The organism is Nocardia carnea, assembly GCF_029868325.1.
GTDB lineage: Bacteria > Actinomycetota > Actinomycetes > Mycobacteriales > Mycobacteriaceae > Nocardia > Nocardia carnea_C.
In genome coordinates, this window is record NZ_JARWNW010000264.1 from 1 (window position 1) to 22,475 (window position 22,475).

General features: G+C 67.0%; 20 protein-coding genes. 8 read left to right on the forward strand and 12 right to left on the reverse strand.

The genetic code is table 11. The features are described 5' to 3' along the window. Window positions 1-336 precede the first annotated feature (336 nt). The 3 genes from QH196_RS24800 to QH196_RS24810 all read left to right on the forward strand — a co-directional run bounded on the left by QH196_RS24800 (window position 337) and on the right by QH196_RS24810 (window position 3,917). Window positions 337-1,962 (forward strand): flavin-containing monooxygenase, encoded by a 1,626-nt coding sequence (locus tag QH196_RS24800; RefSeq protein WP_280418235.1) that lies wholly within the window; start codon window positions 337-339, stop codon window positions 1,960-1,962. Window positions 1,963-2,034: 72 nt separating this feature from the next. Further along, the gene (locus tag QH196_RS24805) at window positions 2,035-2,982 is read left to right on the forward strand and encodes an alpha/beta hydrolase (protein WP_280418236.1); all 948 of its coding nucleotides are present in this window, start codon (window positions 2,035-2,037) and stop codon (window positions 2,980-2,982) included. 68 nt (window positions 2,983-3,050) lie between these two features. Further along, window positions 3,051-3,917, forward strand: a complete 867-nt coding sequence (locus QH196_RS24810; protein ID WP_280418237.1) for an alpha/beta fold hydrolase — start codon at window positions 3,051-3,053, stop codon at window positions 3,915-3,917. On the opposite strand, the gene QH196_RS24815 is transcribed toward QH196_RS24810, so the two are convergent. Further along, window positions 3,889-4,617: a Dabb family protein gene (locus tag QH196_RS24815; protein ID WP_280418238.1), complete on the reverse strand. Its 729-nt coding sequence runs from the start codon at window positions 4,615-4,617 to the stop codon at window positions 3,889-3,891. The genes QH196_RS24810 and QH196_RS24815 overlap by 29 nt on opposite strands. Further along, a complete protein-coding gene (locus QH196_RS24820) occupies window positions 4,610-4,957 on the reverse strand; it encodes a hypothetical protein (RefSeq protein WP_280418239.1) in 348 nt (115 codons plus the stop codon). The genes QH196_RS24815 and QH196_RS24820 overlap by 8 nt, the downstream gene beginning before the upstream one ends. Before the next feature lie 92 nt (window positions 4,958-5,049). Here QH196_RS24820 and QH196_RS24825 point away from each other — a divergent pair, with 92 nt between their 5' ends. Beyond that, the gene (locus tag QH196_RS24825; RefSeq protein WP_280418240.1) at window positions 5,050-5,718 is read left to right on the forward strand and encodes a PadR family transcriptional regulator; all 669 of its coding nucleotides are present in this window, start codon (window positions 5,050-5,052) and stop codon (window positions 5,716-5,718) included. 18 nt (window positions 5,719-5,736) lie between these two features. On the opposite strand, the gene QH196_RS24830 is transcribed toward QH196_RS24825, so the two are convergent. Further along, complete coding sequence (locus tag QH196_RS24830) at window positions 5,737-6,516, reverse strand: IclR family transcriptional regulator (protein ID WP_280418241.1); 780 nt, start codon at window positions 6,514-6,516, stop codon at window positions 5,737-5,739. 212 nt (window positions 6,517-6,728) lie between these two features. Here QH196_RS24830 and QH196_RS24835 point away from each other — a divergent pair, with 212 nt between their 5' ends. After that, entirely contained in the window at window positions 6,729-8,453 is a 1,725-nt protein-coding gene (locus tag QH196_RS24835; RefSeq protein ID WP_280418242.1) for a 3-ketosteroid-delta-1-dehydrogenase, read from the forward strand. 285 nt (window positions 8,454-8,738) lie between these two features. Here the strand turns inward: QH196_RS24835 and QH196_RS24840 are convergent, their stop codons facing one another. Further along, window positions 8,739-9,539 (reverse strand): SDR family NAD(P)-dependent oxidoreductase, encoded by an 801-nt coding sequence (locus QH196_RS24840; protein WP_280418243.1) that lies wholly within the window; start codon window positions 9,537-9,539, stop codon window positions 8,739-8,741. Between the two features lie 455 nt (window positions 9,540-9,994). Here QH196_RS24840 and QH196_RS24845 point away from each other — a divergent pair, with 455 nt between their 5' ends. From QH196_RS24845 to QH196_RS24855, 3 genes are all read left to right on the forward strand, one after another. Next, window positions 9,995-10,774 (forward strand): hypothetical protein, encoded by a 780-nt coding sequence (locus QH196_RS24845; protein WP_280418244.1) that lies wholly within the window; start codon window positions 9,995-9,997, stop codon window positions 10,772-10,774. A 125-nt stretch (window positions 10,775-10,899) separates the two neighbouring features. Beyond that, complete coding sequence (locus QH196_RS24850; protein ID WP_280418245.1) at window positions 10,900-12,033, forward strand: terpene synthase family protein; 1,134 nt, start codon at window positions 10,900-10,902, stop codon at window positions 12,031-12,033. Between the two features lie 101 nt (window positions 12,034-12,134). Continuing rightward, complete coding sequence (locus QH196_RS24855) at window positions 12,135-13,421, forward strand: diguanylate cyclase domain-containing protein (protein ID WP_280418246.1); 1,287 nt, start codon at window positions 12,135-12,137, stop codon at window positions 13,419-13,421. Between the two features lie 54 nt (window positions 13,422-13,475). Here QH196_RS24855 and QH196_RS24860 read toward each other — a convergent pair whose 3' ends face one another. The 8 genes from QH196_RS24860 to QH196_RS24895 all read right to left on the reverse strand — a co-directional run bounded on the left by QH196_RS24860 (window position 13,476) and on the right by QH196_RS24895 (window position 22,134). Next, the gene (locus QH196_RS24860) at window positions 13,476-13,679 is read right to left on the reverse strand and encodes a cold-shock protein (RefSeq protein ID WP_195053545.1); all 204 of its coding nucleotides are present in this window, start codon (window positions 13,677-13,679) and stop codon (window positions 13,476-13,478) included. Between the two features lie 216 nt (window positions 13,680-13,895). Continuing rightward, window positions 13,896-14,030, reverse strand: a complete 135-nt coding sequence (locus QH196_RS24865) for a hypothetical protein (protein WP_086007740.1) — start codon at window positions 14,028-14,030, stop codon at window positions 13,896-13,898. A 110-nt stretch (window positions 14,031-14,140) separates the two neighbouring features. Further along, complete coding sequence (locus tag QH196_RS24870) at window positions 14,141-15,781, reverse strand: ABC-F family ATP-binding cassette domain-containing protein (RefSeq protein ID WP_280418247.1); 1,641 nt, start codon at window positions 15,779-15,781, stop codon at window positions 14,141-14,143. 96 nt (window positions 15,782-15,877) lie between these two features. After that, window positions 15,878-17,986, reverse strand: coding sequence for a xanthine dehydrogenase family protein molybdopterin-binding subunit (locus QH196_RS24875; RefSeq protein ID WP_280418248.1), 2,109 nt, complete (start codon window positions 17,984-17,986; stop codon window positions 15,878-15,880). Beyond that, window positions 17,983-18,981, reverse strand: coding sequence for an FAD binding domain-containing protein (locus QH196_RS24880; RefSeq protein WP_280418249.1), 999 nt, complete (start codon window positions 18,979-18,981; stop codon window positions 17,983-17,985). The genes QH196_RS24875 and QH196_RS24880 overlap by 4 nt, the downstream gene beginning before the upstream one ends. Next, on the reverse strand, window positions 18,978-19,499 hold the full coding sequence (locus QH196_RS24885) for a 2Fe-2S iron-sulfur cluster-binding protein (RefSeq protein WP_280418250.1): 522 nt from the start codon (window positions 19,497-19,499) through the stop codon (window positions 18,978-18,980). Before QH196_RS24885 ends, QH196_RS24880 begins: the two co-directional genes overlap by 4 nt. A gap of 20 nt (window positions 19,500-19,519) precedes the next feature. Next, window positions 19,520-20,647: an XdhC family protein gene (locus QH196_RS24890; RefSeq protein WP_280418251.1), complete on the reverse strand. Its 1,128-nt coding sequence runs from the start codon at window positions 20,645-20,647 to the stop codon at window positions 19,520-19,522. Between the two features lie 236 nt (window positions 20,648-20,883). Beyond that, a complete protein-coding gene (locus tag QH196_RS24895; protein WP_280418252.1) occupies window positions 20,884-22,134 on the reverse strand; it encodes a cytochrome P450 in 1,251 nt (416 codons plus the stop codon). Window positions 22,135-22,475: the final 341 nt, after the last annotated feature.

Genomic DNA, 22,475 nt, shown 5'->3' on the forward strand with positions numbered 1-22,475 from the left:
AGGTGGAAATCGTCGCGTCGGCCCGTCCCCCGGCCATGAGAACGCCCCGGATATAGGTGTGCGGCCGGGGGGGGGGGGGGGGGGCCCCCCCCCGCCGCGCCCCCCCGGGGGGGGGGGGGGGGGGGGGGGGGGGGGGCGCCCCCCCCCCCCCCCCGGGCGCACACCTATATCCGGGGCGTTCTCATGGCCGGGGGACGGGCCGACGCGACGATTTCCACCTCGCCCCGAGAGGAATCGAAATGGGGGACCGCTGGGTGGGAACAAACGCTCGACTCGCGCCACAGGGACCTTAGTTTGACTTCGAACTCAGGTACCTCAGCGAGGGAAGTGAATGTTGTGACAAGTCAGGACAGCGATTTCGATGCCGTCGTCGTCGGTGCCGGGATCTCCGGCCTGTACGCGGTGTACAAGTTCCGTCGGCGCGGTATGCGTGTACACGGTTTCGAATCCGCCGCGGGAGTAGGTGGCACCTGGTATCACAACCGGTACCCGGGGGCGCGATGCGATGTCGAGAGTATCGACTACTCCTATTCGTTCGACGAAGAATTGCAGCAGGAGTGGACCTGGACCGAGCGTTTCGCCACCCAGGAGGAGATCCTGCGCTATCTCGACCATGTCGCCGATCGCCACGATCTGCGCTCGGCCTACGATTTCCTGACCCGGGTGACCTCGGCCGTCTACGACGAAGCGGCCGGCCGGTGGACTGTCACCACCGATACGGGGAAAACCGTGACCGCCCGATTCTGCATTCTGGCGACGGGCGTACTGTCGGCGACCAACAAACCCGATATTCCCGGCCGGGACAGCTTCGCCGGCGAGAATTACCACACCGGTGAATGGCCGCACGAGCCTGTCGATTTCACCGGTAAGCGCGTGGGCGTGATCGGGACGGGCTCCTCCGGTATCCAGTCGATACCGATCATCGCGGAGGAAGCCGATCAGGTCGTCGTCTTCCAGCGCAGCCCCAATTACTCGATCCCGGCGGGTAACCGGCGGTTGACCGAGGAGGTGCTCGCCGAGGTGAAAGCCAATTATGCCGAGCGGCGCCGGTTGTCCCGGATCAGCGGCGGTGGCACACCGAACAGCCCGCACCCCAAGGGGGCCCTGGAGGTCGGCGAAGCCGAGCGGACCCGGATCTACGACGAATGGTGGCAGCGCGGTGGATACCTGTTCACCAAGGCGTTCCCGGATCAGATGGTGAGCAAGGCAGCCAACGACACCGCGCGCGAATACGTCGAGGCGAAGATCCGGGACATGGTGGAGGATCCTGAGATCGCCGATCAGTTGATCCCCACCGATCACCCCATCGGTACCAAACGGATCGTCACCGATACGGGTTACTTCCAGACCTACAACCGTGACAATGTCACCCTGGTCAACCTGCGCCGTACGCCGATCACCGAGATCACCGAGTCGGGTGTCCGAACCGGCGAAAACTCCTATGATCTGGATATTCTCATCTTCGCGACAGGATTCGACGCGATGACCGGTTCGCTGTCGCGGATCGATATCCGCGGCCGGGACGGACGGGAACTGACCGCGGAGTGGTCGGCGGGGCCGCGGACCTATCTCGGGCTGGCCGTCGACGGTTTTCCGAATATGTTCATCATCTCCGGCCCCGGCAGCCCCAGTGTGCTCGCGAATATGGTGCTGATGGCGGAACAGCACGTCGACTGGATCGCCGAATGCCTGGATCATCTGGATGCCCACGAGATCGCCACCATCGAGGCGACCCGGGAGGCGGCCGACGAATGGGTGGCCGAATGCAACGCCAAGGCCGCGGGAACACTTTTCCCGACGGCGAATTCCTGGTACCTGGGCTCGAATATTCCCGGTAAACCGCGCGTATTCATGCCTTATATCGGCGGTTTCGGCAATTACAACACCCTCTGCGCGGATGTGGCGGCGGCCGGATACAAGGGTTTCGCGCTCGACGGCCGGGCTGCGACAGCAAGTAATTGAGCGCCGCGCACGAATGCTCGCGGTGCGAGCGCGTCTTATTCCCTACGACGAAAAAGTGAGGACGTGGTCGAAATGGGCGGACAACGAAGGTCCGACCTGCATCCGGATGTCGAGGCGATGCTGACGGCGCTGGAATCGTTTCCGGATGTCACCCAGCACACGGCGGCGGAACTACGCGAGATCATCTCCTCGCGCCGGGCGCCGTTGGCGCGCGAGCCGCAGATGCGGATCGCCGAGGACCGCATCATCGACGGCCCGGGCGGTGAGCTGGCCGTACGTATCTACGTGCCGCACGGCGGAACGGGCGTGCGACCGGTGGTGGTCTTCGCCCATGGAGGCGGATTCGTTTTCTGCGATCTCGACAGCCACGACGAATTCTGCCGGTCGATGGCCGAAGCGGTCGATGCCGTGGTCGTCTCGGTCGATTACCGCCGCGCGCCCGAGCACCCCGGACCGGCGGCGCTGGAGGATATGTACGCCGCGGTGCACTGGGCCGCCGGGCACGCCGCCGAGTTCGGCGGCGACCCGGACCGCCTGGCCGTCGCCGGGGACAGTGCCGGCGGTAATCTGGCGGCGACGGTGAGCCTGGCCGCCCGCGACCGCGGTGGCCCGGCGATCGCGGCACAGATCCTGCTCTACCCGGTGATCGACGACGATTTCGGCACCGAGTCCTACCGGCTCTACGGCGAGAACTACTACAACACGACCGAGGCGATGCGCTGGTACTGGCAGCAGTACGCCCCGCACGGGACCGACAGTCCGTACCTGGTGCCGACACGCGCCGAATCGCTGGCCGGACTGCCGAGGGCAGTAGTGGTGACCGCCGAACTCGATCCGCCCTGCTCGGCCGGCGACGACTATGCTCGTCGGCTCGCGGCCGCCGGGGTCCCGGTGACGGCGCACCGATTCGACGGGCTCTTCCACGGTTTCCTGACCTTCCCGTCGTTGTCGCTCACCGGACCGGCGCGGGAGAAGGTGTGGCAGATGATCCGGGACGTGTTCGCCGCGTCGGCTACATAGGACACGCTGTGCCGCTCACCGGGAGTATGCACCGACGACTCCCGGTACCGGTGGCAGGCTCGGTACCCATGAGTACCCCAGTCGATACCCGAACCGTTCCCGAATTGCGGGAACTCCCGACCGAGCACGGTGTCCTGCGTTACCGCGAGGCCGGCGACGGCCCGCCGCTGCTCCTGCTGCACGGGTCCGGTCCCGGCGTTACCGGGTGGCGTAACTTCGGCGGTAACTTCGCCACCTTCGCCGAGCACTATCGGACGCTGGTCCTGGAGCTCCCCGGTTTCGGTGTCAGCGACGACTTCGGCGCCGTGCACCCGATGATGTCCGCCCAGCAGGCGGTCACCGCGTTCCTCGACGGGCTCGGGCTCGACCGGGTCCGCATCATCGGCAACTCGATGGGTGGTTTCGTGGCGACCGATTTTGCGCTCGCCGCCCCCGACCGAGTCGAGCGGCTGGTGACCATCGGCGGTATCGGTACGCCGGTGCTCAGCCCGCAGCCGGGGGAGGGGATCATCCGGCTCAGCGAGTTCGTCGACAATCCCACCCGTGAGGCTCTCGTGGCGTGGCTGCGTTCGATGGTGTTCGACCAGTCGCTGGTGACCGAGGAACTGATCGAGGAGCGCTGGCAGCAGGCCACCGATCCGGGAACTCTGGAGAATTCCCGCCGCATGTACAGCAGTGCGGCACTGGCCCGGATGGCCGCGGCCGCGCGCAGTGTCGACACCACACCGAACTGGGCGAAACTGGGCGGGCTCGCGGTGCCGACCCTGGTCACCTGGGGCCGCGACGACCGGGTCAGCCCCGTCGATATGGCCTTGCTCCCGATGCGCACCCTCCGCAACGGAGAGGTGCACATCTTCCCCAACTGCGGCCACTGGGTGATGATCGAACAGAAAGAAGCCTGGGAAGCTACCGTTCTGGCGTTCCTGCGCCGCTGACGCTAGGCCCTTCCTCTGTTGCCGAGGTGAGTTCCGGCGCCGGGTCGATCACCGGCGCCGGGATCTCGCAGAAACTGTGGCAGATACGGTCTTTGACGATCTGGTTCGGGCTCTCCGGATCGAACCATTGATCGACGAGGGCCCAGTGCACGGGATGGTTCATATAGGGACCGAGCAGGCCGTCGAGGTCGGCGAATTCCTGCTCCCAGACATGCGTCCACTGCGAGGTGCCCGTGGCACGGTCGACGCGGCTCAACTGCCATGCCCGGATCGCCGGGATATGGCGGGGCATCTGCAGGGTCGCATGCTCGAACCGGGCGATCTCCGCCGGCGCGGCGGCCTCGTCCACGCGCAAGAGAAGGGTGCGGTAGACCGTCGACGGGGTCGCGTCCGCGCGGCGGCCGGACAGACCGTCACCGGCGTGGTCGGCGGGATACTCGGCCGAGTCGATATGTTCGATTGCCGAGCACGCCATGGCCTCGTCGACGGTTTCGCGGTGCGACAGCCATTCGGATTTCGACGCGAACCGGAAATGGGCGAGAAGATCGCCACCGTTGCGCACTCCGGGCAGCGTGGGGGCGACCAGTGGGCGCTGGACACCTGCGGCTTCTGCCGCCGCGGTGATCCGTTTGACCGTCATTTCCGTGGTCATGGCGTCCGCGGGATCGGCGAGGCGTAGCAGAAATGTCACCTTATACATCGCACAGTCCTTCCACATCCTCGGCGCGGCTCGCCATGGACCGGGTTCGTTCGACGATCATCGGCGCCATCGAATCCCACCAGCCGGCCGGTTCGGGGTCGTGCCGGGCACCGACCGCCGCCGCCCACCAGGCTTTCGGGCCGGGCACCGTCCAGGTGGCGGTGACCGTGTTGGTCTCACCGTCGATCCAGGCCGGCGGGCTCACCAGGATCCGATCGAGCGTCAGCCCCCGTGCGCGTGCCTTCGGCGCGTAACCGCTGAGATACGCGTCGATGAAGGCGGGTGCGCTGCCGGGCGTGAGCACGATCCGATCGATGATGTAGATGGTGCGGTCGTCCATGTTCCGAACGTAAGCGCTGCCGTCCGGGCCGGTGCCGGTGCTTCCCGGTGGCCGGGAGCTCTCCCGGGACGATGCTTGTAGGCTGCACGATCATGGCCGCCGACCCCGATTCCTACCCGAACCTGCCCGCGACCAGCTGGGCCGTTCTGGGCATGTTGTCCTTCGGTGAGGAACTGACCGGCAACGACCTGAAGAAATGGGCGGATTGGAGTATCGGCTTCTTCTACTGGAGCCCGTCGGTGAGCCAGGTCTACGGTGCATTGGAAAAGCTCGAGGATCTCGCGCTGGTGCGTTCCCGGGTGGTCGCCGACGAAGGGGTGCGCGGCCGGCGGCTCTACGGGATCACCGATACCGGGTTGCGTGCCCTGCGGAACTGGTCGCGAGATTCCGAGATCGATATGCCGGTGCTCAAACACGGTGTGATGCTTCGCCTTTACCTGGGGCATCTGCACGATCCCGATCGGCTGAAGGAGATCGTCCGCCGCCATATCGCGAACCTGCGGGAGCGTGCCGAGCAGGCGCAACTGCATGCCGATCACTCCGAAGCGGAGCCCGGCTGGGCCTTCACGCAGATGAGTCTGCGGTGGTCGCAACGGTATTTCGCGGCGGAGATCGAACTGGCCGAACAGTTGCTGGCCGAAATCGATGAGGCGGCCGCGTGGTATCGCGAAGCGGCGGTGCGCGAAGACAACGGTATGCCGATACCGCGGCAGCCCGGTAGGTGGCGCACGGCCGGTGAGGATTCCACCGACGATTCGTGACGACCGCGCGCCGGCCGGTCAGCCCTCGGCGCGGACGCGCGGGGCGGTGGGCAGGGAACGCAAGATGTTGCGGCGCTGCAGAGTCGGCGTAACCCGCTCTCCGGCGCAGATGCTGCGCCAGATGGTGTGCGCGGCCAGCTGTACGGGCCTGATCATCCGGCTGTCGAAGGTCATCTCGGTCAGCGGCCCGCAGATGGACACCGCGGTGGTCGCCTCGCCGATCGGCCCGACCGGTGCGGCGATACATCCGAAGCCGGGCAGTGCGCTGTGGCGTTCGACGGCGTAACCGAGATCGCGGATGCGGGTGTCGTCCGGTCCGTTGCCGCCGTCGAAGGCCAGTAGTGCCTTGCCGAGCGCCGTCTGCGACGCCGGCAACCGCCCGCCGACCCGGGTCGGCACGTGCGCGGCGAGCCGGCCACCGATCTTGTCGAGGTAGACGACATCCCTGCCGTCGAGGACAGCCAGGTGCACCACCATGCCGGTGGCCCGGTAGAGGTGGTGCAGGTGTTCGCCGGAGGCGGCGTGGACCCGGTCCTGGTGCACCGCGAGCGAGCCGAGCTCGACCAACCGGATCCCGAGACTGTAGCGGCGGCCTTCGCGCCGCAACCAGCGCAATTGGACGAGCCGGTCCAGCATTCGGTGGGCGGAGGAGCGGGGCAGGCCCGTGCGGAGGACGACCTCCGCCAACCCGAGGGTCTCGCGGCCGTCGAAGGCGTCCAGTACGAGCGAGATGCGGTCGAGGATGGCGCTGGGGGTACCGGCCGTTCGGGTCTGCATCTCCTGGGTGGTGATCGTCATGCTTGGCTCCCTTGCCTACCTGCGCCATCGCTCTGACATGGCTATTTCTATTAGAAATAGTGCCATAGACCCGGTGGTATGTGAAGCAGATCACGAAGAAGGGAGGTCAGAGTTGGTTCCCGCTCAATGGACACATGGGCGGGGGCACCGGCTCGGGCGGCTTACCTTTACCTCCACTTGTCGTCCCGATCGGAATGTGGAGCCCGGACCAGATGGTGAAGAAAATGCCCCCGCTCGTACCCGCCCACGACACGATCGTCGATCTACTCGTCATCGGTTCGGGCACCGGAATGTCGGCCGCCCTCGCCGCACACGAACTGGGGCTGTCGGTGGTGATCGCCGAGAAGACGGCCTATGTCGGCGGCTCGACCGCACGTTCGGGTGGCGCCTTCTGGATTCCGGGAAGTTCGGTCCTGCCGGAGCCGCGTGAGCAGGGTGTGCGGGAAGCCGGAACCTATCTGCGCGCCGTCGTCGGCGAATCGGCCCCCGCCGAACGCGGCACCGCCTTCCTCGACCACGGCCCCGACACCGTCGCGATGCTGGAGCGGACGACACCGATGCGGTTCTTCTGGGCCGAAGGCTATTCCGACTACCACCCCGAGAAACCGGGCGGCCGCGCTGTTGGCCGAACCTGTGAATGCCGTCCGTTCAACGCCTCGGTGCTGGGCGCGCAACGGCCCAGACTGCGGCCGGGCGTGATGAAAGCCTCGATGCCCATGCCTGTGACGGGCGCGGACTACAAATGGATGAACCTGGTCGCCCGGAAGCCGGCGAAGGCCCTGCCGCGCATCATACGGCGGGCGGCGCTCGGTATCGGCGGCATGCTCATCGGACGGGAGTATCTGGCCGGCGGGCAGGCACTCGCGGCGGGTCTGTTCGCGGGTGTGCTGCGTGCGGGTGTGCCGGTGTGGACCGAGACGAGCCTGGTGCGCCTGGTGCACGACGAGGGCCGGGTCTCGGGCGCCGTGCTGCGGCAGGGCGACCGTGAGGTCACCGTACGGGCTCGCCGCGGTGTCGTACTGGCGGCGGGCGGTTTCGACCACGATATCGCTGCCCGGCACAAGTACCAGTCCCCGGCGCTGATCCCGCACGCCAGTCTCGGCGCCGAAGGGAACACCGGGGACGCCATCGAAGCGGCGCAGGAACTCGGCGCCGGCACCGTCTCCATGGACCAGGCCTGGTGGTTCCCCGCTTACGCGCCCCTGCCCGGTGGCGCACCCGCCGTCATGCTCGCTGAACGATCCCTGCCGGGTTCGTTCGTGGTCGACCAGACCGGCCGGCGCTTCATCAACGAATCCACCGACTACATGACCTACGGGCAGCAGGTACTCGCCCGCGAACGAGACGGCGACCCGATCACCGAGATGTGGCTGGTATTCGACCAGCGCTACCGCAACAGCTACATCATGGCCGGCGGTATCTTCCCCCGGCAGCCGATCCCGAATTCGTGGTACGAGGCGGGTATCGCGCACCGCGCCGACGACCCGGCAGCGCTCGCCCGGGCCATGGGCGTGCCGGTGGACACGTTCACCGGCACCTTCAACCAGTTCAACGGTTACGCCGAGACAGGTACGGACCCCGATTTCCAGCGTGGCGCAAGCGCTTACGACCGCTACTACGGTGATCCCACGATAACTCCGAACCCGAACCTGGCGCCCCTGAGCACAGCGCCTTACTACGCGGTGAAAATGGTCCTCAGCGACCTCGGCACCTGCGGCGGCGTCGTCGCGGACGAGCACGCCCGGGTCCGCCGGGAGGACGGAAGTCTCATCGAAGGCCTGTACGCCATCGGCAATACGGCAGGCAACGCCTTCGGTGCGACCTACCCCGGTGCCGGCGCCACCATCGGACAGGGGCTCGTCTACGGCTACATCGCCGCCCGGCACGCCGCTGCGAGCGGGATCACCGAATCCGTGGCTCCCGCGTCCGGCGAGTAGGCGCCGGTCGCAGGCACAACCGAGCGGTCGCGTGCGCAACTGGGCGCCCGCCGACAGCCCGCGGGGTCGCCGGCGGCGCGGGTTGCCGGCCGGTCCGGCAGGCCGCGTTGCCCGGCCACTCGGGGCGGCCCACGCACTGCGGTGGTCGGGCGGCCTCCGCCGACCCGTGCTCCGAGCATGCGGAAACGACGGATTCGGCCCCGGCCCGCGGACAACTATCTCAGCGGAGTGGCCCGGATGCGTAGTGCATCCGGGCCACTCTCGTGATGATGCTGGACGTGCCCGCTACATATGCGAGCCACCGTCGACCCGGACTTCGGTACCGGTGACGAAATAGGCGTCCGGCGAGCCCAGCATGGCCACCACCGATGCGACCGCGTCCGGCCCGGCGAAGATCGCGCCACCGTCCAGCGGTAATGCGGGGGAGGCTTTGGCGAACATCCCGAGGTCCACGTCCGCGGGCAGCCCGGGACCGCTGCTCTGCTTGGCCGCGCCGGTGCCGTCGGTCATTCCGGAGGAGATCGACCCGGGCTGTACGGAATTGAACCGGATCCCCTGCTTGCTGAACTCCAAGGCCAGTGCGTGGGTCATCGCCTGGATACCGCCCTTGGAGGCGGCGTAGGCCGACATATACGGATGGGCGAATGCCGCCGAGGTCGAGCTGAAGTTCACCACGGCCGGCCCCACGCCGCCCCGCAACGCGGCGATCGATTCCCGGGTCACCAAGAACGTGCCGATGAGGTTGATGCGGACCACCTGTTCGAAATCGGCGAGGGTCGTCTGCTCGAAATGAGCGGAGCGGAGAATACCGGCCGCGTTGACGAGGGTGTCCAGGCCGCCGAGCCGCTGCACCGCCTCGGCGACACCCGCCCGCACCGACTCCTCGTCGGCGATATCCATCGTCACGGTGCTCAGTGCGGGGGAGTTCGCCTTCTCGGTGGTATCCCGCAGGCCGGCGTCGCTGATGTCCGCGGCCACCACCTGGCCGCCTTCCTCCAGGATGCGTAGTACGCAGGCCTGGCCGATACCCGACCCACCACCGGTGATCAGTACCCGTCGGCCGGCGTACCGCTGGAGAACACCCATATCGGTTTGCTCCTGTACTCGGGGGCGGAACTCACTGGCGGCACCGCCCGGACTGCCGAGGTTGGCACAGCCCGGCCCGGGCCCGGAAAGCGGGTTCCGCTCAGTGGGCGACCGGACTCGGCGCGCTCCTCGGCCGGTTCGTAACGCCAGGCGAATTCGTGGACGGAGGCGACGACATGATCGAGTTCTTCGGCGGTCGTCCCGTAGCCCATACGAGTGTCGACAGCGCGTACGGCAGCCCCGCAGTACCTCCAGGCAGGCGTTGGTTTCGGCATGGACGGACATTTCCATTCAGTGGAAAGACCACCGGGCGTAGTGCCTTCCTCGGGTCATGATCGAGATCGGTGTGGGAGCGTGTACTCGCGCTACCTGCTCACCGGCGACTCACGACTACTTCCGGTGCCGGGCGCCGGAAGAACCCGGAAATTGTTCATCGAATCGGATCGGCAGGCTAAATGTTCTCGGAACACGCGTTCTTCTCCTTCATCGATCTCACCGATCCCAGCGTGCATCGCGAATACAACGAATGGCATCAGCTCGACCACCGTCCGGAGAATCTGCTGCTACCGGGTGTCGCCTGGGGCGATCGGTGGGCGAGGCCCGCCGAATATGCCGCGCTGGACGGGGATTCGTCGCCGGAGCTCGCCGATGTCGACTACGTGGCGATGTATTGGTTCCGCCCGCCCTATGAGGAGAGTGTCGCGGCGTGGACCAAACTGGGCGAGGACTCCTTCCAATGGGGCCGGGGGCCGCAACTGCCCGGGGTCAGGCGCCCGCTGCTCGGGTTCTTCACACCGGTCAAGGGTTATGCGGCACCGCGCATCGGAGTGTCGGCCGAGGCCCTGCCCTTCCGGCCCAACCGTGGTCTACATCTGACCGTCACCCATTTCGGCGAACCGCACGGAGCCGATGTGCACGAGCAGTTCCGCTGGGACGATCGTATCGGGATTCCCGCGCTACTCGAATGCCCGGGAGTCGCGGGCGCGTGGACCTTCTCGCTGCATTCGATGCAGAAGCATCCCACCCTTCCCCTCGGTGCCGGCAACCGCGAATTCGCGCCGGGGTCGGTCCGTATCCGGATGCTGTACCTCGACGCTGACCCCGCCGACGTGACCCGTGCGGTGGTGGAGCTGGAACAGGATCTGACCGACGGCAGCGGTGCGACGCGACCGGTCGTCGGGGAAACGCTGTTCGACGGTCCGCTGCGGACGATCATTCCCTGGCAGGACTGGTAACCGGTCACCGGGACAGTCGGGCGCTCTCGCCTACCTCTCAGCTGGGGATGTGCTGGAACAGGGTGACAGTGACTCACCGGTGCACCACACTGAGAGGGTTTGGAATATGCGGGAGGAGAGTCGTCATGGCTTCTCGGTACACAGCGGCGCTCGAGCGTGAGATCGCCGATATGCGAGCACAATACGAGGCCTGGGTGGCCAACGGTGAACCGTGGTCGCTGCGGGAGCTGTTCAGCACAGCGGATTGCGATATCGCAGAGTACTGCAGCGAGTTCCGTCCCAGCGAATTCGGTGCGCAGGCATGTGCCGAGGTCGAAAGCTACTGCCGGGCGCAGGGTATCTGGCTGGAACCCGGTGGCGCGCACTACAACAGCATGACGCCGTATCTGCATCCGGGTCCGGTCAGCGCGCAGCGGCTTACCGTGATCGGCTTGTTCAACGCAATCCTGTTCTGGCTCAACGACACCGTGGGCCGGGAGAAGTACGGGCATCTACCGGAATCCGAACAAGGCCGGGCGCGTGCGGAACTCGAGCGCCTGTGCCGCCTGCTGGAAACCCGGGAACCGCCCGCGGACCCGTCCCCGGTCGAAGCGGCGACGGTCGACTTCCTGTCGCAGGTAGGTGAGTTGGCGGATCCACGGTGGCTCGCCGAATTCCTCGTATCGACCGTGGCACATCTGCGCACCGCCATCCGGGACCAGAACGCCCGGGCCCGTGGCGATCTGCTGACCGTCGCGGAGTACATCGATCTGCGCGCGCAGGTGTCGGGGATGTATCCGGCCATCGCGCTGTGTGAGTTCGGCCGGGACAGTTACCTGGACGGGGACCGGCTGGCGGGGGCGGGGCTGCTCGCGGACTTACGCCGATTACGCGTGCTCACTGCGGAAATCGGTGCCTTGATGAACGATATGTTTTCCTTCGAGAAGGAGTGCATTGCGGACCGGTCGGATTTCAACCTGATCCCGGTCTGCCTGCTCAACACGCCCGGCGCCACCTTGGCCGACGCGGTACGCGACGCCGGCACCGTGGTGCGCGACCGTATCACCGAGTTCCGGCAGCGCCACGATGCGCTGGCGGACCGCTGCCGCGAATCGGACCTTGCCGATACGGACCTCGCCGCGCAACTGGAAGTGCATCTTGCCGACCTCGCTTGTTGTGTCCAGGCGAGCTGGGTGTGGCAGCTGGTCACGACCCGGTACAAGGGAACGAGTATTTTCGCGGAGAACACCACCCCCATCCCGCCGGAGCGCGGCCGATGAGCAATGATGGTGATCATCGAGGGTAGCCACCCCACCTTTCGGTAGGCGTTGTTCCATGGCTGCGAACGGGGCGGTGGCGGGCACAGCGGCGAAGGGGAGCGATGGAGTCGGAGCACAGCGAACTGGTTCGAGCGTGGTCTGCGGCTCTCCATGCGACCAGTGGCTCCGCACCCTCCGATCCGAATATCTACCATCTGCTCAGCTGGCTGGTGCACGATCTCGCGCATGCGCTCACCACCACACCGTTCGATTTCGACGCCGGAGCCAGGGCGGGCGCCGCCCTGGCGGCCGCGGATCTGCCGGCACCCGATGTGGTGGCCACCTCGGTTCCGGTGTTGTGGTCGCTCGCGGGTTCGGACAGCGACCCCGAAACGATCCGGCGGATGGCGGTCCTGCTGGCCAAGCTCGGTGAAGGTTTCGGTATCCGCCGGCAGATGCTGTTCGCGCCGCCGGATGCTCCCGGCGAGGTCGCGCAACGGATGGACGAGCGTTTCCGGGTCGTTTTCGACAACGCGGCGGTGGCCATCGCCATCGGCGATACCAACGGTGTGCTGCTCAACGCCAACAAGGCACTCGCAGATATGATCGGCGTCCCTGCCGATGATCTACGCGGTATCTCGGTCTACGAATTCGCCCACCCCGAAGATCGGGACCGTATCCGCAGGCTCGTGTACGAACGTTTGGTTCCGCACAAGCAGGGCGCCGTGAAACTGGAACAGCAGATCGGGCGGGCCGACGGCAGCTACGGGTGGGCGTCGTTCTCCATCACCTTCGTCGAGGGCCAGGTGGGCCATCCCGACTATCTGCTGGCCGTGGGGGAGGATGTCACCGAACAGCACCGGATGCGCGAGGAGTTGCACCGGCAGGCGCGCCACGACCTGCTGACCGGGCTGCCGAACCGGCGTCAACTGCTGGAATGGCTGGATTCGACGATTCGCGACGCGGGCCCGCAGGACCGGATCGGATTGTGTTTCGTGGACCTGGATCGGTTCAAATACATCAACGACCGGTACGGGCACGGCATCGGCGACAAGGTCCTCACCGCTGTCGCGCAGCGATTACACGACAGTGTGGTGGAGTTCGATTGCCTGGTTGCGCGGATCGGCGGCGACGAGTTCGTGACACTGGTCCCGCCGCCTGTCGACGACGACCGGATGACTCAGGTGGCCGAACGGCTGCTGGGCGCCCTGTCCGATCCGGTGCTCATCGGCGGGCACCGGCTCAACGTGTCGGCAAGTATCGGAGCGGTGGTGACAACGGTCGAGGGCGGGCAGGCGGAGGCCTTGCTGGATGCCGCCGATACCGGGCTGTATCACGCCAAGAACAGTGGAAAGGCGCAGTGGGTGCTGCACACCATGCCCGTCGAGGAGGGTGCCGAACACACCTGACCCGACGAGAAAGGCTCCGCACCTGTGAGGTGCGGAGCCTTCGAGTCACACGAATCAGATCGTGCGGACGTCCTGAGCCTGGGGGCCCTTCTGGCCCTGGCCGATCTCGAACTCTACCCGCTGACCCTCTTCGAGAGTTTTGAAGCCCGAGCCACCGATGGCCGAGTAATGCACGAAGACGTCAGGGCCGCCTCCGTCTTGGGCGATGAAGCCGAAGCCCTTCTCGCCGTTGAACCATTTCACGCTGCCTTGCGCCATGCTTTAATACTTCATTCCTGTAGATGAGCCGCACAGATCACTTCGATTAGCGCAGTCTCGGTGAGTCAGTATGGCACACGCACGACTGATTCGTCGAGGGGGGTTACTTCAGGTGCGCACGGCACAGTCTCCCGTTGCGATCCCGGTGGTCCGGGCCCGGCTGTGAACAACGAAAGACGGTGGCGGGCAGGTAGTCTGGAGAGTGTTCGGCTACTCTCAGCGACGTTTGGGGTCGAACGTGGACTCGACATCGGATTTCGCGACAGCCTTGGCCTTCTTTTCCGCACGCTTTTCCTTCAGCGTTTTTCCGGATTTCTTGGTGGCGCCGCCACGGGGAGATTTATCGGACATCATTGTCCTTCGTTTCGCCGGACCTGAGCGGTCCCGTTGCCTCCACCGTACGCGACGCCGCCGGATACGGTGCGGAAACAGCCCGGCGCCGCACGGCTCCGGTGCCGGGGCTATTCCTCGGTGAGCCGGCCCGCCGTGATATGCCAGCGGCGGGTCGCATGCACGGAATCCAGCATCCGGCGGTCATGGGTGACCAGCAGCAGCGTGCCGGTGAAGGAATCGACCGCCTGCTCGAGCTGTTCGATGGCCGGAAGATCGAGGTGGTTGGTCGGTTCGTCGAGAACGAGCAGGTTCACGCCGCGCGCCTGCAGCAGGGCCAGCGCGGCGCGGGTGCGTTCGCCGGGGGAGAGGGTGCCGCAGGCGCGGGTGACGTGCGGTCCGCGCAACCCGAACTTCGCCAGCAGCGTCCGGACGTCGGCATCCGGCCAGTCGGGGACGGCCGCCCCGAAGGTCGTAGCCAGCGTCCCGGCACCCCGGAACAAGCCGCGGGCCTGGTCGACCTCCCCGATCTGCACCCCCGAGCCGAGCGTGGCCGTGCCGGTATCGGGGACGAGCTTGCCGAGCAGCAGGGCGAGCAGGGTCGATTTACCGGAGCCGTTCGCGCCGGTCAGCACGATGCGATCGGCCCAGTCGATCTGGGTGGTGACGGGCCCGAGCGTGAAATCACCGCGGGTGACGGTGGCATTGCTCGCCGTCGCGACCACCGAACCGCTGCGCGGTGCCGCCGCGATTTCCATCCGCAGCTCCCATTCCTTGCGCGGTTCTTCCACCACCTCGAGCCGTTCGATGCGGCGCTGCGTCTGCCTGGCCTTGGCGGCCTGTTTCTCGGTGGATTCGGCGCGGGTCTTGCGCGTGACCTTGTCGGAATCGTTCTTGCTCTTGCGGCGCGCATTGCGGACACCGTGCTCGAGCCAGTTGCGCTGCATCCGCGCCCTGGCCTCCAAAGCGGCTTTGGTATCGGCGAATTCGTCGTACGCCTCGCGGGCGTGCCGGCGCGCGATCTCGCGTTCGGTCAGGTAGGAGTCGTAGCCGCCGTCGTAGAAGTTGATCTGCTGCTGGGCGAGATCCAGTTCGAGAACCGCGGTCACCGAGCGGGTCAGGAATTCACGGTCGTGGCTGATGATCATCAGCGGCACCCGGACACCGGTGACGAACCGTTCGAGCCGGTCGAGACCGTCGAGGTCGAGATCGTTGGTGGGTTCGTCGAGCAGCAGGATATCGAAGCGCGACAACAGAACCGCCGCGAGACCGGCGCGGGCGGCCTGCCCACCGGACAACCCCGTCATCGGGGTGGCCAGTCCGCCCGCGAGGCCGTCGGTGAGGCCGAGATCGGCGGCGACCTCCGCGGCGCGCTGTTCGAAATCGGCGCCGCCGAGGGCGAGCCAGTGGTCGAGAGCGGGGGAGTAGTCGTCGTCTCCTCCGTCGGCGAGTCGTTCGGCGGCGGCGTCCATGACCCGCTGGGCGTGGGCGACACCGGTCCGGCGGGCGAGGTAGCCGAGCACGGATTCGCCCGGGGTGCGCTCGGGTTCCTGCGCCAGGTAGCCGACGGTCGCGTCGGGCGGGCTGAGGGTGATACGGCCCTGCTCCGGGGCGCCGTCGGCGAGCATGCGCAGCAGCGTCGACTTACCGGCGCCGTTGACGCCGACCAGCCCGATCACATCGCCGGGAGCGAGAGTCAGATCGAGGCCGGCGAACAGGGTGCGTTCGGCGTGCCCGGCCGAGAGACCACTGGCCTGCAATGTTGCGCTCACCGCGCATATTCTGCCCGGACCGGCGGCAACGCGCGGATCCGGCCGTCCGGTACCGGCCCGGTTGTGGGTGTAGCGGCTCCGAGCTCCGGCAAAGGCTCAGGGCCCCGGGGTGCCGGTCAACACTGTGTCGGCGGTGATGGGAAGCGCGCGCACCCGGACCCCGGTTGCGTGATGGACCGCATTGGCGACCGCGGCGGCGGCGCCGACGATCCCGATCTCGCCCGCACCGCGCGAACCCATCGGGTTGGTGTGCTCGTCCACTTCGTCCAGCCAGATCGCGTCGATGTCCTGGACGTCGGCGTGCGCGCTGATGTGGTAGGACGCCAGGTCGTGAGTGACGATATGGCCGAACCGGTGGTCGCGCACACTGTCCTCGTGCAGGGCCCCGGAGACCCCCATCGTCATACCGCCGATCAGCTGGGAACGCAGGGTGCGCGGGTTGATCGCCCGCCCGATCGAGAAAACCCCGAGCATACGCGGGATGCGGATCTCACCGGTGTCGCGATGGACCCGGGCTTCGACGAAGTGGGCGCCGAAGGAGTGCAGGGCGTACTTCTCGGCGTCGGGATTCTCCGCCGCCTGTGCGCTGCTGTGCGCACCGGCCGCAGGGGTGTCGCCGTGCTCGCGCCGGAAGGTCCGGGCCGCGGCGACCACGGCCGAACCCCACGAGCCGATGCCGGTGGACCCGCCGGCGACGCTGGCTTGGGGTAGGTCGGTGTCACCGATGCGTAACCGCACGGCGGTGGGTTCGCAACCGAGGGCGTCGGCGGCGATCTGGGTCAGTGCGGTCCAGGTACCCGTACCGATATCGGCGGCCCCGATATCGACGGTGTAGTGCTCGTCGCCGCCGAACTCGATCCGGGCGGTGTTACCGGGCATCGCCATCGCGGGGTACGTGGCTGCGGCGACCCCCGTCCCGACCAGCCAGTCGCCGTCGATGCGTGCGCGCGGAGCGGGGTCGCGCCCGGACCAGCCGAAACGTTCGGCGCCGGTGCGGAGACATTCGACGAGATGCCGTCCCGACCACGGCCGGCCGGTCTCCGGATCGGTTTCCGGCTCATTGCGGATCCGCAGTTCGATCGGATCGATACCGCAGGCCACGGCGAGTTCGTCCATCGCCGATTCGCCGGCGTACATACCGGGGCATTCGCCCGGCGCGCGCATCCAGAACGGCACCGGCACATCCAGCGCGACCAGGCGATGGGAGGTCCGCCGGTTCGGCGTGGCGTACATCGTGCGGGAGGAAACCGCCGTCTGCTCGGCGAATTCCTTGACCCGGGAAGTCGTCTCGACCACCTCGTGCGACAGCGCGGTCAGCCGGCCGTCGCGATCCGCGCCCAGCCGGATTCGCTGCACGGTCGGCGTGCGGTAGCCGACCAGCGCGAACATCTGCTGCCGGGTGAGCGTGAATTTCACCGGCCGCCCCGGGCACCGCCGGGCAGCCAGCAGCGCGAGCACATTGTGGGCGTGGGGCGCCCCCTTGGAACCGAAGCCGCCGCCGACATGCGGCGCCACCACCCGCAACTGAGAGGGGTCGAGACCGAACAGCGGTGCCAGCGTCGACCGGACGGTGTGCACGCCCTGCGTGGAGTCGTACAGCGTGACCTCGGGCCGGCCCGCGGATTCGTCCCAGAGCGCGATACAGGCGTGCGGTTCCATCGGATTGTTGTGCTCGGCGGGCGTGGTGTAGGTCCGGTCGATACACACCTCCGCCGCGGCGAGTCCCGCTTCGACGTCACCGTCCTCGGTATCGGTCGGGAAGGTGGGGTTCACCTGCTCGGGTGCGTAGCGGCCGGGGTCGTCGGCGCGCAGTTCGGTGTGATGCGGTTCGGTCTCGTAGTCGACCCGCACCAGGCTCGCGCCGTGCCGTGCGGTTTCGGCGCTCTCGGCGAGTACCGCGCCGATCAGTTGTCCGCGGAAGTGCACGCGGTCGTCCTGCAGGATGCTCAGTTCGCCGTCGGCGGGTTCGGCGAGCGCGGGGGCGTCGAATACGGTCAGCGCCGCGACCACTTCCGGGAGCCGCAGTGCCTCGCCGGTATCCATGGCATTCACCCGGCCCCGGGCCACGGTGGCCTGGACGGGATGCAGATACAGGGGATCGTCCACAGGATGTTCGACGGCATACGGCGCCGTACCGGTGACCTTGGCGTGGCCGTCCAGCCTGGTCAGCGGCGTGCCCATCGAATCGGCCGGAATCAGTGTCATCGCTGCGCCTGTTCGGTGAGGGTCTGCAGGGTCGATACCAGAGTGCGGCGGGCGAGTTCGACCTTGAATTCGTTCCCGTCCAGCGGCCGGGCGCCGGCGAGTTCGGCCTCGGCGGCCCGTTCGAAGGTCTGCCTGGTCGCCGGGGCCGCGGTGAGTGCGGCTTCGGCCCGGTGCGCCCGCCACGGACGATGCGCGACTCCGCCCAGCGCGAGCCGCGCGGACCTGATCGTGCTGCCGTCGGATGCGAGGGCCAGTTCGGCCGCGACCGAGACCAGCGCGAACGCGTAGGAGGCCCGGTCGCGTACCTTGCGATAGTCCGCCACCACCCCGTCCGGCGGGGCGGGGATGTCGACCGCGGTGATCAATTGACCGTGGGCCAGGACGGTGTCATGTTCGGGATGATCCCCGGGCAGCCGGTGGAACTCGGTGATCGGAATCCGCTGTTCGCCCTCGGTATTCTCGGTCACGACCTGGGCATCCAGCGCCGCGAGCGCAACCGCCATATCCGACGGATGCACCGCCACACAGTGCTCGGAGGCCCCCAGGATCGCGTGGTAGCGGACGTACCCGCCGAGCGCCGCGCAACCGGTTCCGGGCGCGCGTTTGTTGCACGGAGTCGTCACATCCTGGAAGTACACGCACCGGGTGCGCTGCAGCAGATTGCCGCCGGTGGTGGCCAGATTGCGCAGCTGACCCGACGCCCCCGAGAGCAGCGCGCGTGCCAGCGCCGGATACCGTGCCCGGACCACCGGATGCGCCGCCAGATCACTGTTTCGGACGGCAGCGCCCACCCGGACCCCGCCGTCCGCGGTCTCCTCGATCCCGTCCAGCGGTAACCGGCTGACATCGACCAGCAGTTCCGGCGCGGCGATACCCAATTTCATGTGGTCGACCAGGTTCGTGCCGCCACCGAGGAACGCTGCCCCCGGTCGTCCGGCCACCGCGGCCACGGCCTCCCGGGCGCTGGTGGCGCGCCGGTACTCGAACGGGATCACCGGGCCGCCGCCTGCCGGATGGCCGCCACGATATTCGGGTAGGCCGCGCAACGGCACAGGTTGCCGCTCATCCGCTCCCGTATCTCGGCGCCGTCGAGCTCCGCGGTGTCGGTGAGATCAGGGGTGACATAACTGGGATTCCCGGCCTTCGCCTCGGCCAGCATCCCCACCGCCGAACACACCTGCCCGGGCGTGCAGTAACCGCATTGGAAGCCGTCGTGCTCCAGAAACGCCTGCTGGACCGGGTGCAGCGTATCGCCGTCGGGCAGCCCGGCCGCGGTGACCACCTCGGCCCCGTCGTTGGCCGCGGCGAAAGTCAGGCAGGTCGTGGCGCGCCGGCCATCGAGCAACACCGTGCACGATCCGCACTGCCCGTGATCGCAGCCCTTCTTGGGTGCGATGACACCGAGCTGCTCCCGCAGCGCGTCCAGCAGAGTGGTGCGGTTGTCCACGCGCAGCGTCCGCCGCTGCCCGTCCACGTCCAGCGCGATCTCGCTGTGATTCTCGGCGGCTGTCATAGCCGCCGGATACCCGCGGCTCACGCCCCAAACCGCAGACCCTCACATCGAACCGTTGTCGTATCGCCGGCGTGATGAATGGGACTGTCGAGATCACACAGCCGCGCCCCACTGCCGTTCCGCCGCTGCGCGACGATCTCCGCGGCGATCGACACTGCCGTCTCCTCCGGGTTGTCGGCCCCCAGATCCAGGCCGGTCGGCGCAGCGAGACGCCCGAGTTCGGCGTCGGTGACCCCGGCGTCACGAAGCCGGCGCACACGATCCGCATGGGTGCGCCGGCTCCCCATCGCGCCGATATACCCGGCCTCGCTACGCAACGCCGCCGCCAGCAACGGCACATCGAACTTCGCGTCATGGGTGAGCACACAGATCACGGTCGATTCGGACACGGTCGTCGCCGCCAGATACTCGTGCGGCCAGCGCACCACGACCTCGTGCGCCGCCGGGAAACGTGCGGCAGTGGCGAAGGCAGGCCGGGCATCGCACAGGGTGACCCGAAAGCCGAGGAATCGGCCGATGCGGGTGAGCGCGGCGGCGAAATCGTCGGCACCGAAAACGAGCATGCGTGGTGGGGCGGGAAAGGACTGTACGAACACTCGCAGGTCGGGGGCGGTATCGGTGGCCGGCAAGTCGAGAAGTGTGGTGGTGCCACTCTCTGCCGGCGTCCACACCCGGTCGAGCGGGATCGTCTCCGTCGGGTGGTCGTCGCCCGCGTGAGCGGCAATCAGCGCATGGCGCGGGACAGATCGGCCGGTTCCGGAGAGAACTGTTGCGAGTGTGACCGGATGCCCGCACCGAATCGCTGCCAGCAAAGGAGCGATCACCGCGCCCAATGATGTGTCGACGGGCTCGATGAACACGTCCAGCCAACCGCCGCACGGCAGCCCCGGCCCGGAGAGATCACCCTCCGCACCGTCGTACCGCAGCTCTTCCGGAACACCGCTGTGTATGACGGCCTGCGCCCGCGCACAGATATCGCCGTCGACACATCCACCGGAGATACTGCCCACGACCCGGCCCGATTCCGAAACCGCCAGCGCGGTTCCCGGTGCACGCGGTCGTCCGGGTGAACTGTCCACCACCCGCGCGAGAACAGACCGCGAACCTGCACACGACCACCGCAGCACCGCTTCCCAGGCATCGTTCATCGGCTGCGGACGACGACCCGGTGATCCGTTACCGCCCAGGGTATGGCTACGCCGCCCATCTGCATCTCTCGGACGCCCGTGTTCGTGTTATCGCTCATGCCTCGCGGCTTACCCGGCCAGGCCCTCTCCATGCACCTGCTGCCCCCAACCGGTGTCACCTTACCGATTGAGCGCAAACGACCGACGCGACGTGACGTCCGTGCGGTCTCGCCGCCGGCCTGCTGTTCGGGACTGCTTCAGATGCTCAGCGGCGGAGACGGCGGGAACATCACCGGCAGGGCTGTCAGCGCCCGGTGGAACGGGCCCGGGCGCCACACCAGGCTGTGCTTGGGTACTGCAAGGCGCAATTCCGGCAGGGCATCCAGTAGTTGATCGATAGCGTCCTGGGCCAGTAGGTACGCGTACGGGCGTGCGTGGGCGGGGCAGGCGTGCGGACCGGTGCTCCATGCCAGATTCCAGCCGTTACCCGAGAACTCGCCCGTATTCATCTCCGGGTCGTTGTTGCAGGCGGCCATACTCACCATCACCGGCTGATTCGCCGGCAACCAGACGTTTTCGATCAGGATCGGCTGGCGCGGGTAGGTGATGCAATAGTTCGCCATCGGCGGGTCGATTGCCAGCATCTCGTCGAGTGCGGACCTGGTCGACAAGGGCAGACTGCTGTCGTTGCTGGTGAAACGGCCGTCGCTCAACATCAGTACCAGTGTGTTGGTGATGAGGTTCACCGTCGGTTCGACTCCGGCCGCGAAAAGTAGCACCAGTTGATGCACCATCTCCTCATCGGAGAGCCCGGCGTTGTGCTGCACCAGTCTTGTGGTGACATCGTCGGCCGGGTGACTGCGTTTGAGAGCGGTCAGTTCGAGCAGTGCCTTGCCCATGTTCGCATTGACCGTTTCGGTATCGACGCCGTCGAACATCGCCGCATTAGCGGCCGCCACCTGCTCGCCGATATCCTCCGGGCAGCCGAGGACCTGGCACAGAACCGAGAAGACCAGCGGAAGAGCGTACTGGTTCAGAACATCGGCGGTCCCGTCCTTACAGAACGAGTTGATAACCGGAACCGCGGAGCTCTCCACCATCCCGCGCAGGGTGTTGAGGTCGACCTCGGCCAGCGCGGCGTTGAGCGCACCGCGATAGCGCGCGTGCGTTTCACCACTGGTACGCAGTGCGTTGGGTCGCCACTCGATCATCGGCATGATCGGAATATCGGCGGGGACGGTCTTCTGCCAGATTCGCGGATCGGCCGGGAAATGCTCGGGATCGTTGAGAATGCGTACGGCGGTGCGGTACTTGGTCACCAAGGTGGCAGGCACTCCCGGCCACATCTCGATCGGCACCAGAGGCCCGTAGTCCCTGCGCATCTGGCGGTAGGCGCCATGGGGATCGGCGGCGAACTCCGCACTGTATAGCGGGATGCGGGGACCTATGCCCTCGATCGGCGAAAATGAGTCGGCGCCAGCACCCTGCTGCGTGGGCTGCGGATACACGTATTCTCCTCGATATCGGTTTCAGCGGCATCGTACCCAAGGTAAGGGCATGCCGAAGACCCGTAGGTTCCTATGTTGCTCTCTACCAACAGGATTCTGGCAGAAAGGTCGGTTTCCGTCGTACCCGGCGAGGTCCCTCCGGGTATCGATTGTTGCGACTACGGATACACCCTGAGGCATTGGTTACCGGTCGGTTTCGCCGAATATTGTGGGCTTACAGGGCTGATGTGCGTTCCGTGACAGCGCCGCGCCGGCCGTACCGGGCTTGTGCCGGTGCACGAAACGAGCGGGCTCCCGCCGGAACAACCTCCGCAGAGGTGTCCTGCCGGGAGCCCGAACAA

Coding starts and splice junctions, on each gene's coding strand:
- QH196_RS24850 (WP_280418245.1), top strand. CDS start 10,900: ATGGCTTCTCGGTACACAGCGGCGCTCGAGCGTGAGATCGCCGATATG.
- QH196_RS24830 (WP_280418241.1), bottom strand. CDS start 6,516: ATGACGATCACCACCCAGGAGATGCAGACCCGAACGGCCGGTACCCCC.
- QH196_RS24860 (WP_195053545.1), bottom strand. CDS start 13,679: ATGGCGCAAGGCAGCGTGAAATGGTTCAACGGCGAGAAGGGCTTCGGC.
- QH196_RS24890 (WP_280418251.1), bottom strand. CDS start 20,647: ATGAACGATGCCTGGGAAGCGGTGCTGCGGTGGTCGTGTGCAGGTTCG.
- QH196_RS24805 (WP_280418236.1), top strand. CDS start 2,035: ATGGGCGGACAACGAAGGTCCGACCTGCATCCGGATGTCGAGGCGATG.
- QH196_RS24840 (WP_280418243.1), bottom strand. CDS start 9,539: ATGGGTGTTCTCCAGCGGTACGCCGGCCGACGGGTACTGATCACCGGT.
- QH196_RS24835 (WP_280418242.1), top strand. CDS start 6,729: ATGGTGAAGAAAATGCCCCCGCTCGTACCCGCCCACGACACGATCGTC.
- QH196_RS24845 (WP_280418244.1), top strand. CDS start 9,995: ATGTTCTCGGAACACGCGTTCTTCTCCTTCATCGATCTCACCGATCCC.
- QH196_RS24885 (WP_280418250.1), bottom strand. CDS start 19,499: ATGACAGCCGCCGAGAATCACAGCGAGATCGCGCTGGACGTGGACGGG.
- QH196_RS24825 (WP_280418240.1), top strand. CDS start 5,050: ATGGCCGCCGACCCCGATTCCTACCCGAACCTGCCCGCGACCAGCTGG.
- QH196_RS24815 (WP_280418238.1), bottom strand. CDS start 4,617: ATGTATAAGGTGACATTTCTGCTACGCCTCGCCGATCCCGCGGACGCC.
- QH196_RS24875 (WP_280418248.1), bottom strand. CDS start 17,986: ATGACACTGATTCCGGCCGATTCGATGGGCACGCCGCTGACCAGGCTG.
- QH196_RS24855 (WP_280418246.1), top strand. CDS start 12,135: ATGGAGTCGGAGCACAGCGAACTGGTTCGAGCGTGGTCTGCGGCTCTC.
- QH196_RS24810 (WP_280418237.1), top strand. CDS start 3,051: ATGAGTACCCCAGTCGATACCCGAACCGTTCCCGAATTGCGGGAACTC.
- QH196_RS24865 (WP_086007740.1), bottom strand. CDS start 14,030: ATGTCCGATAAATCTCCCCGTGGCGGCGCCACCAAGAAATCCGGAAAA.
- QH196_RS24820 (WP_280418239.1), bottom strand. CDS start 4,957: ATGGACGACCGCACCATCTACATCATCGATCGGATCGTGCTCACGCCC.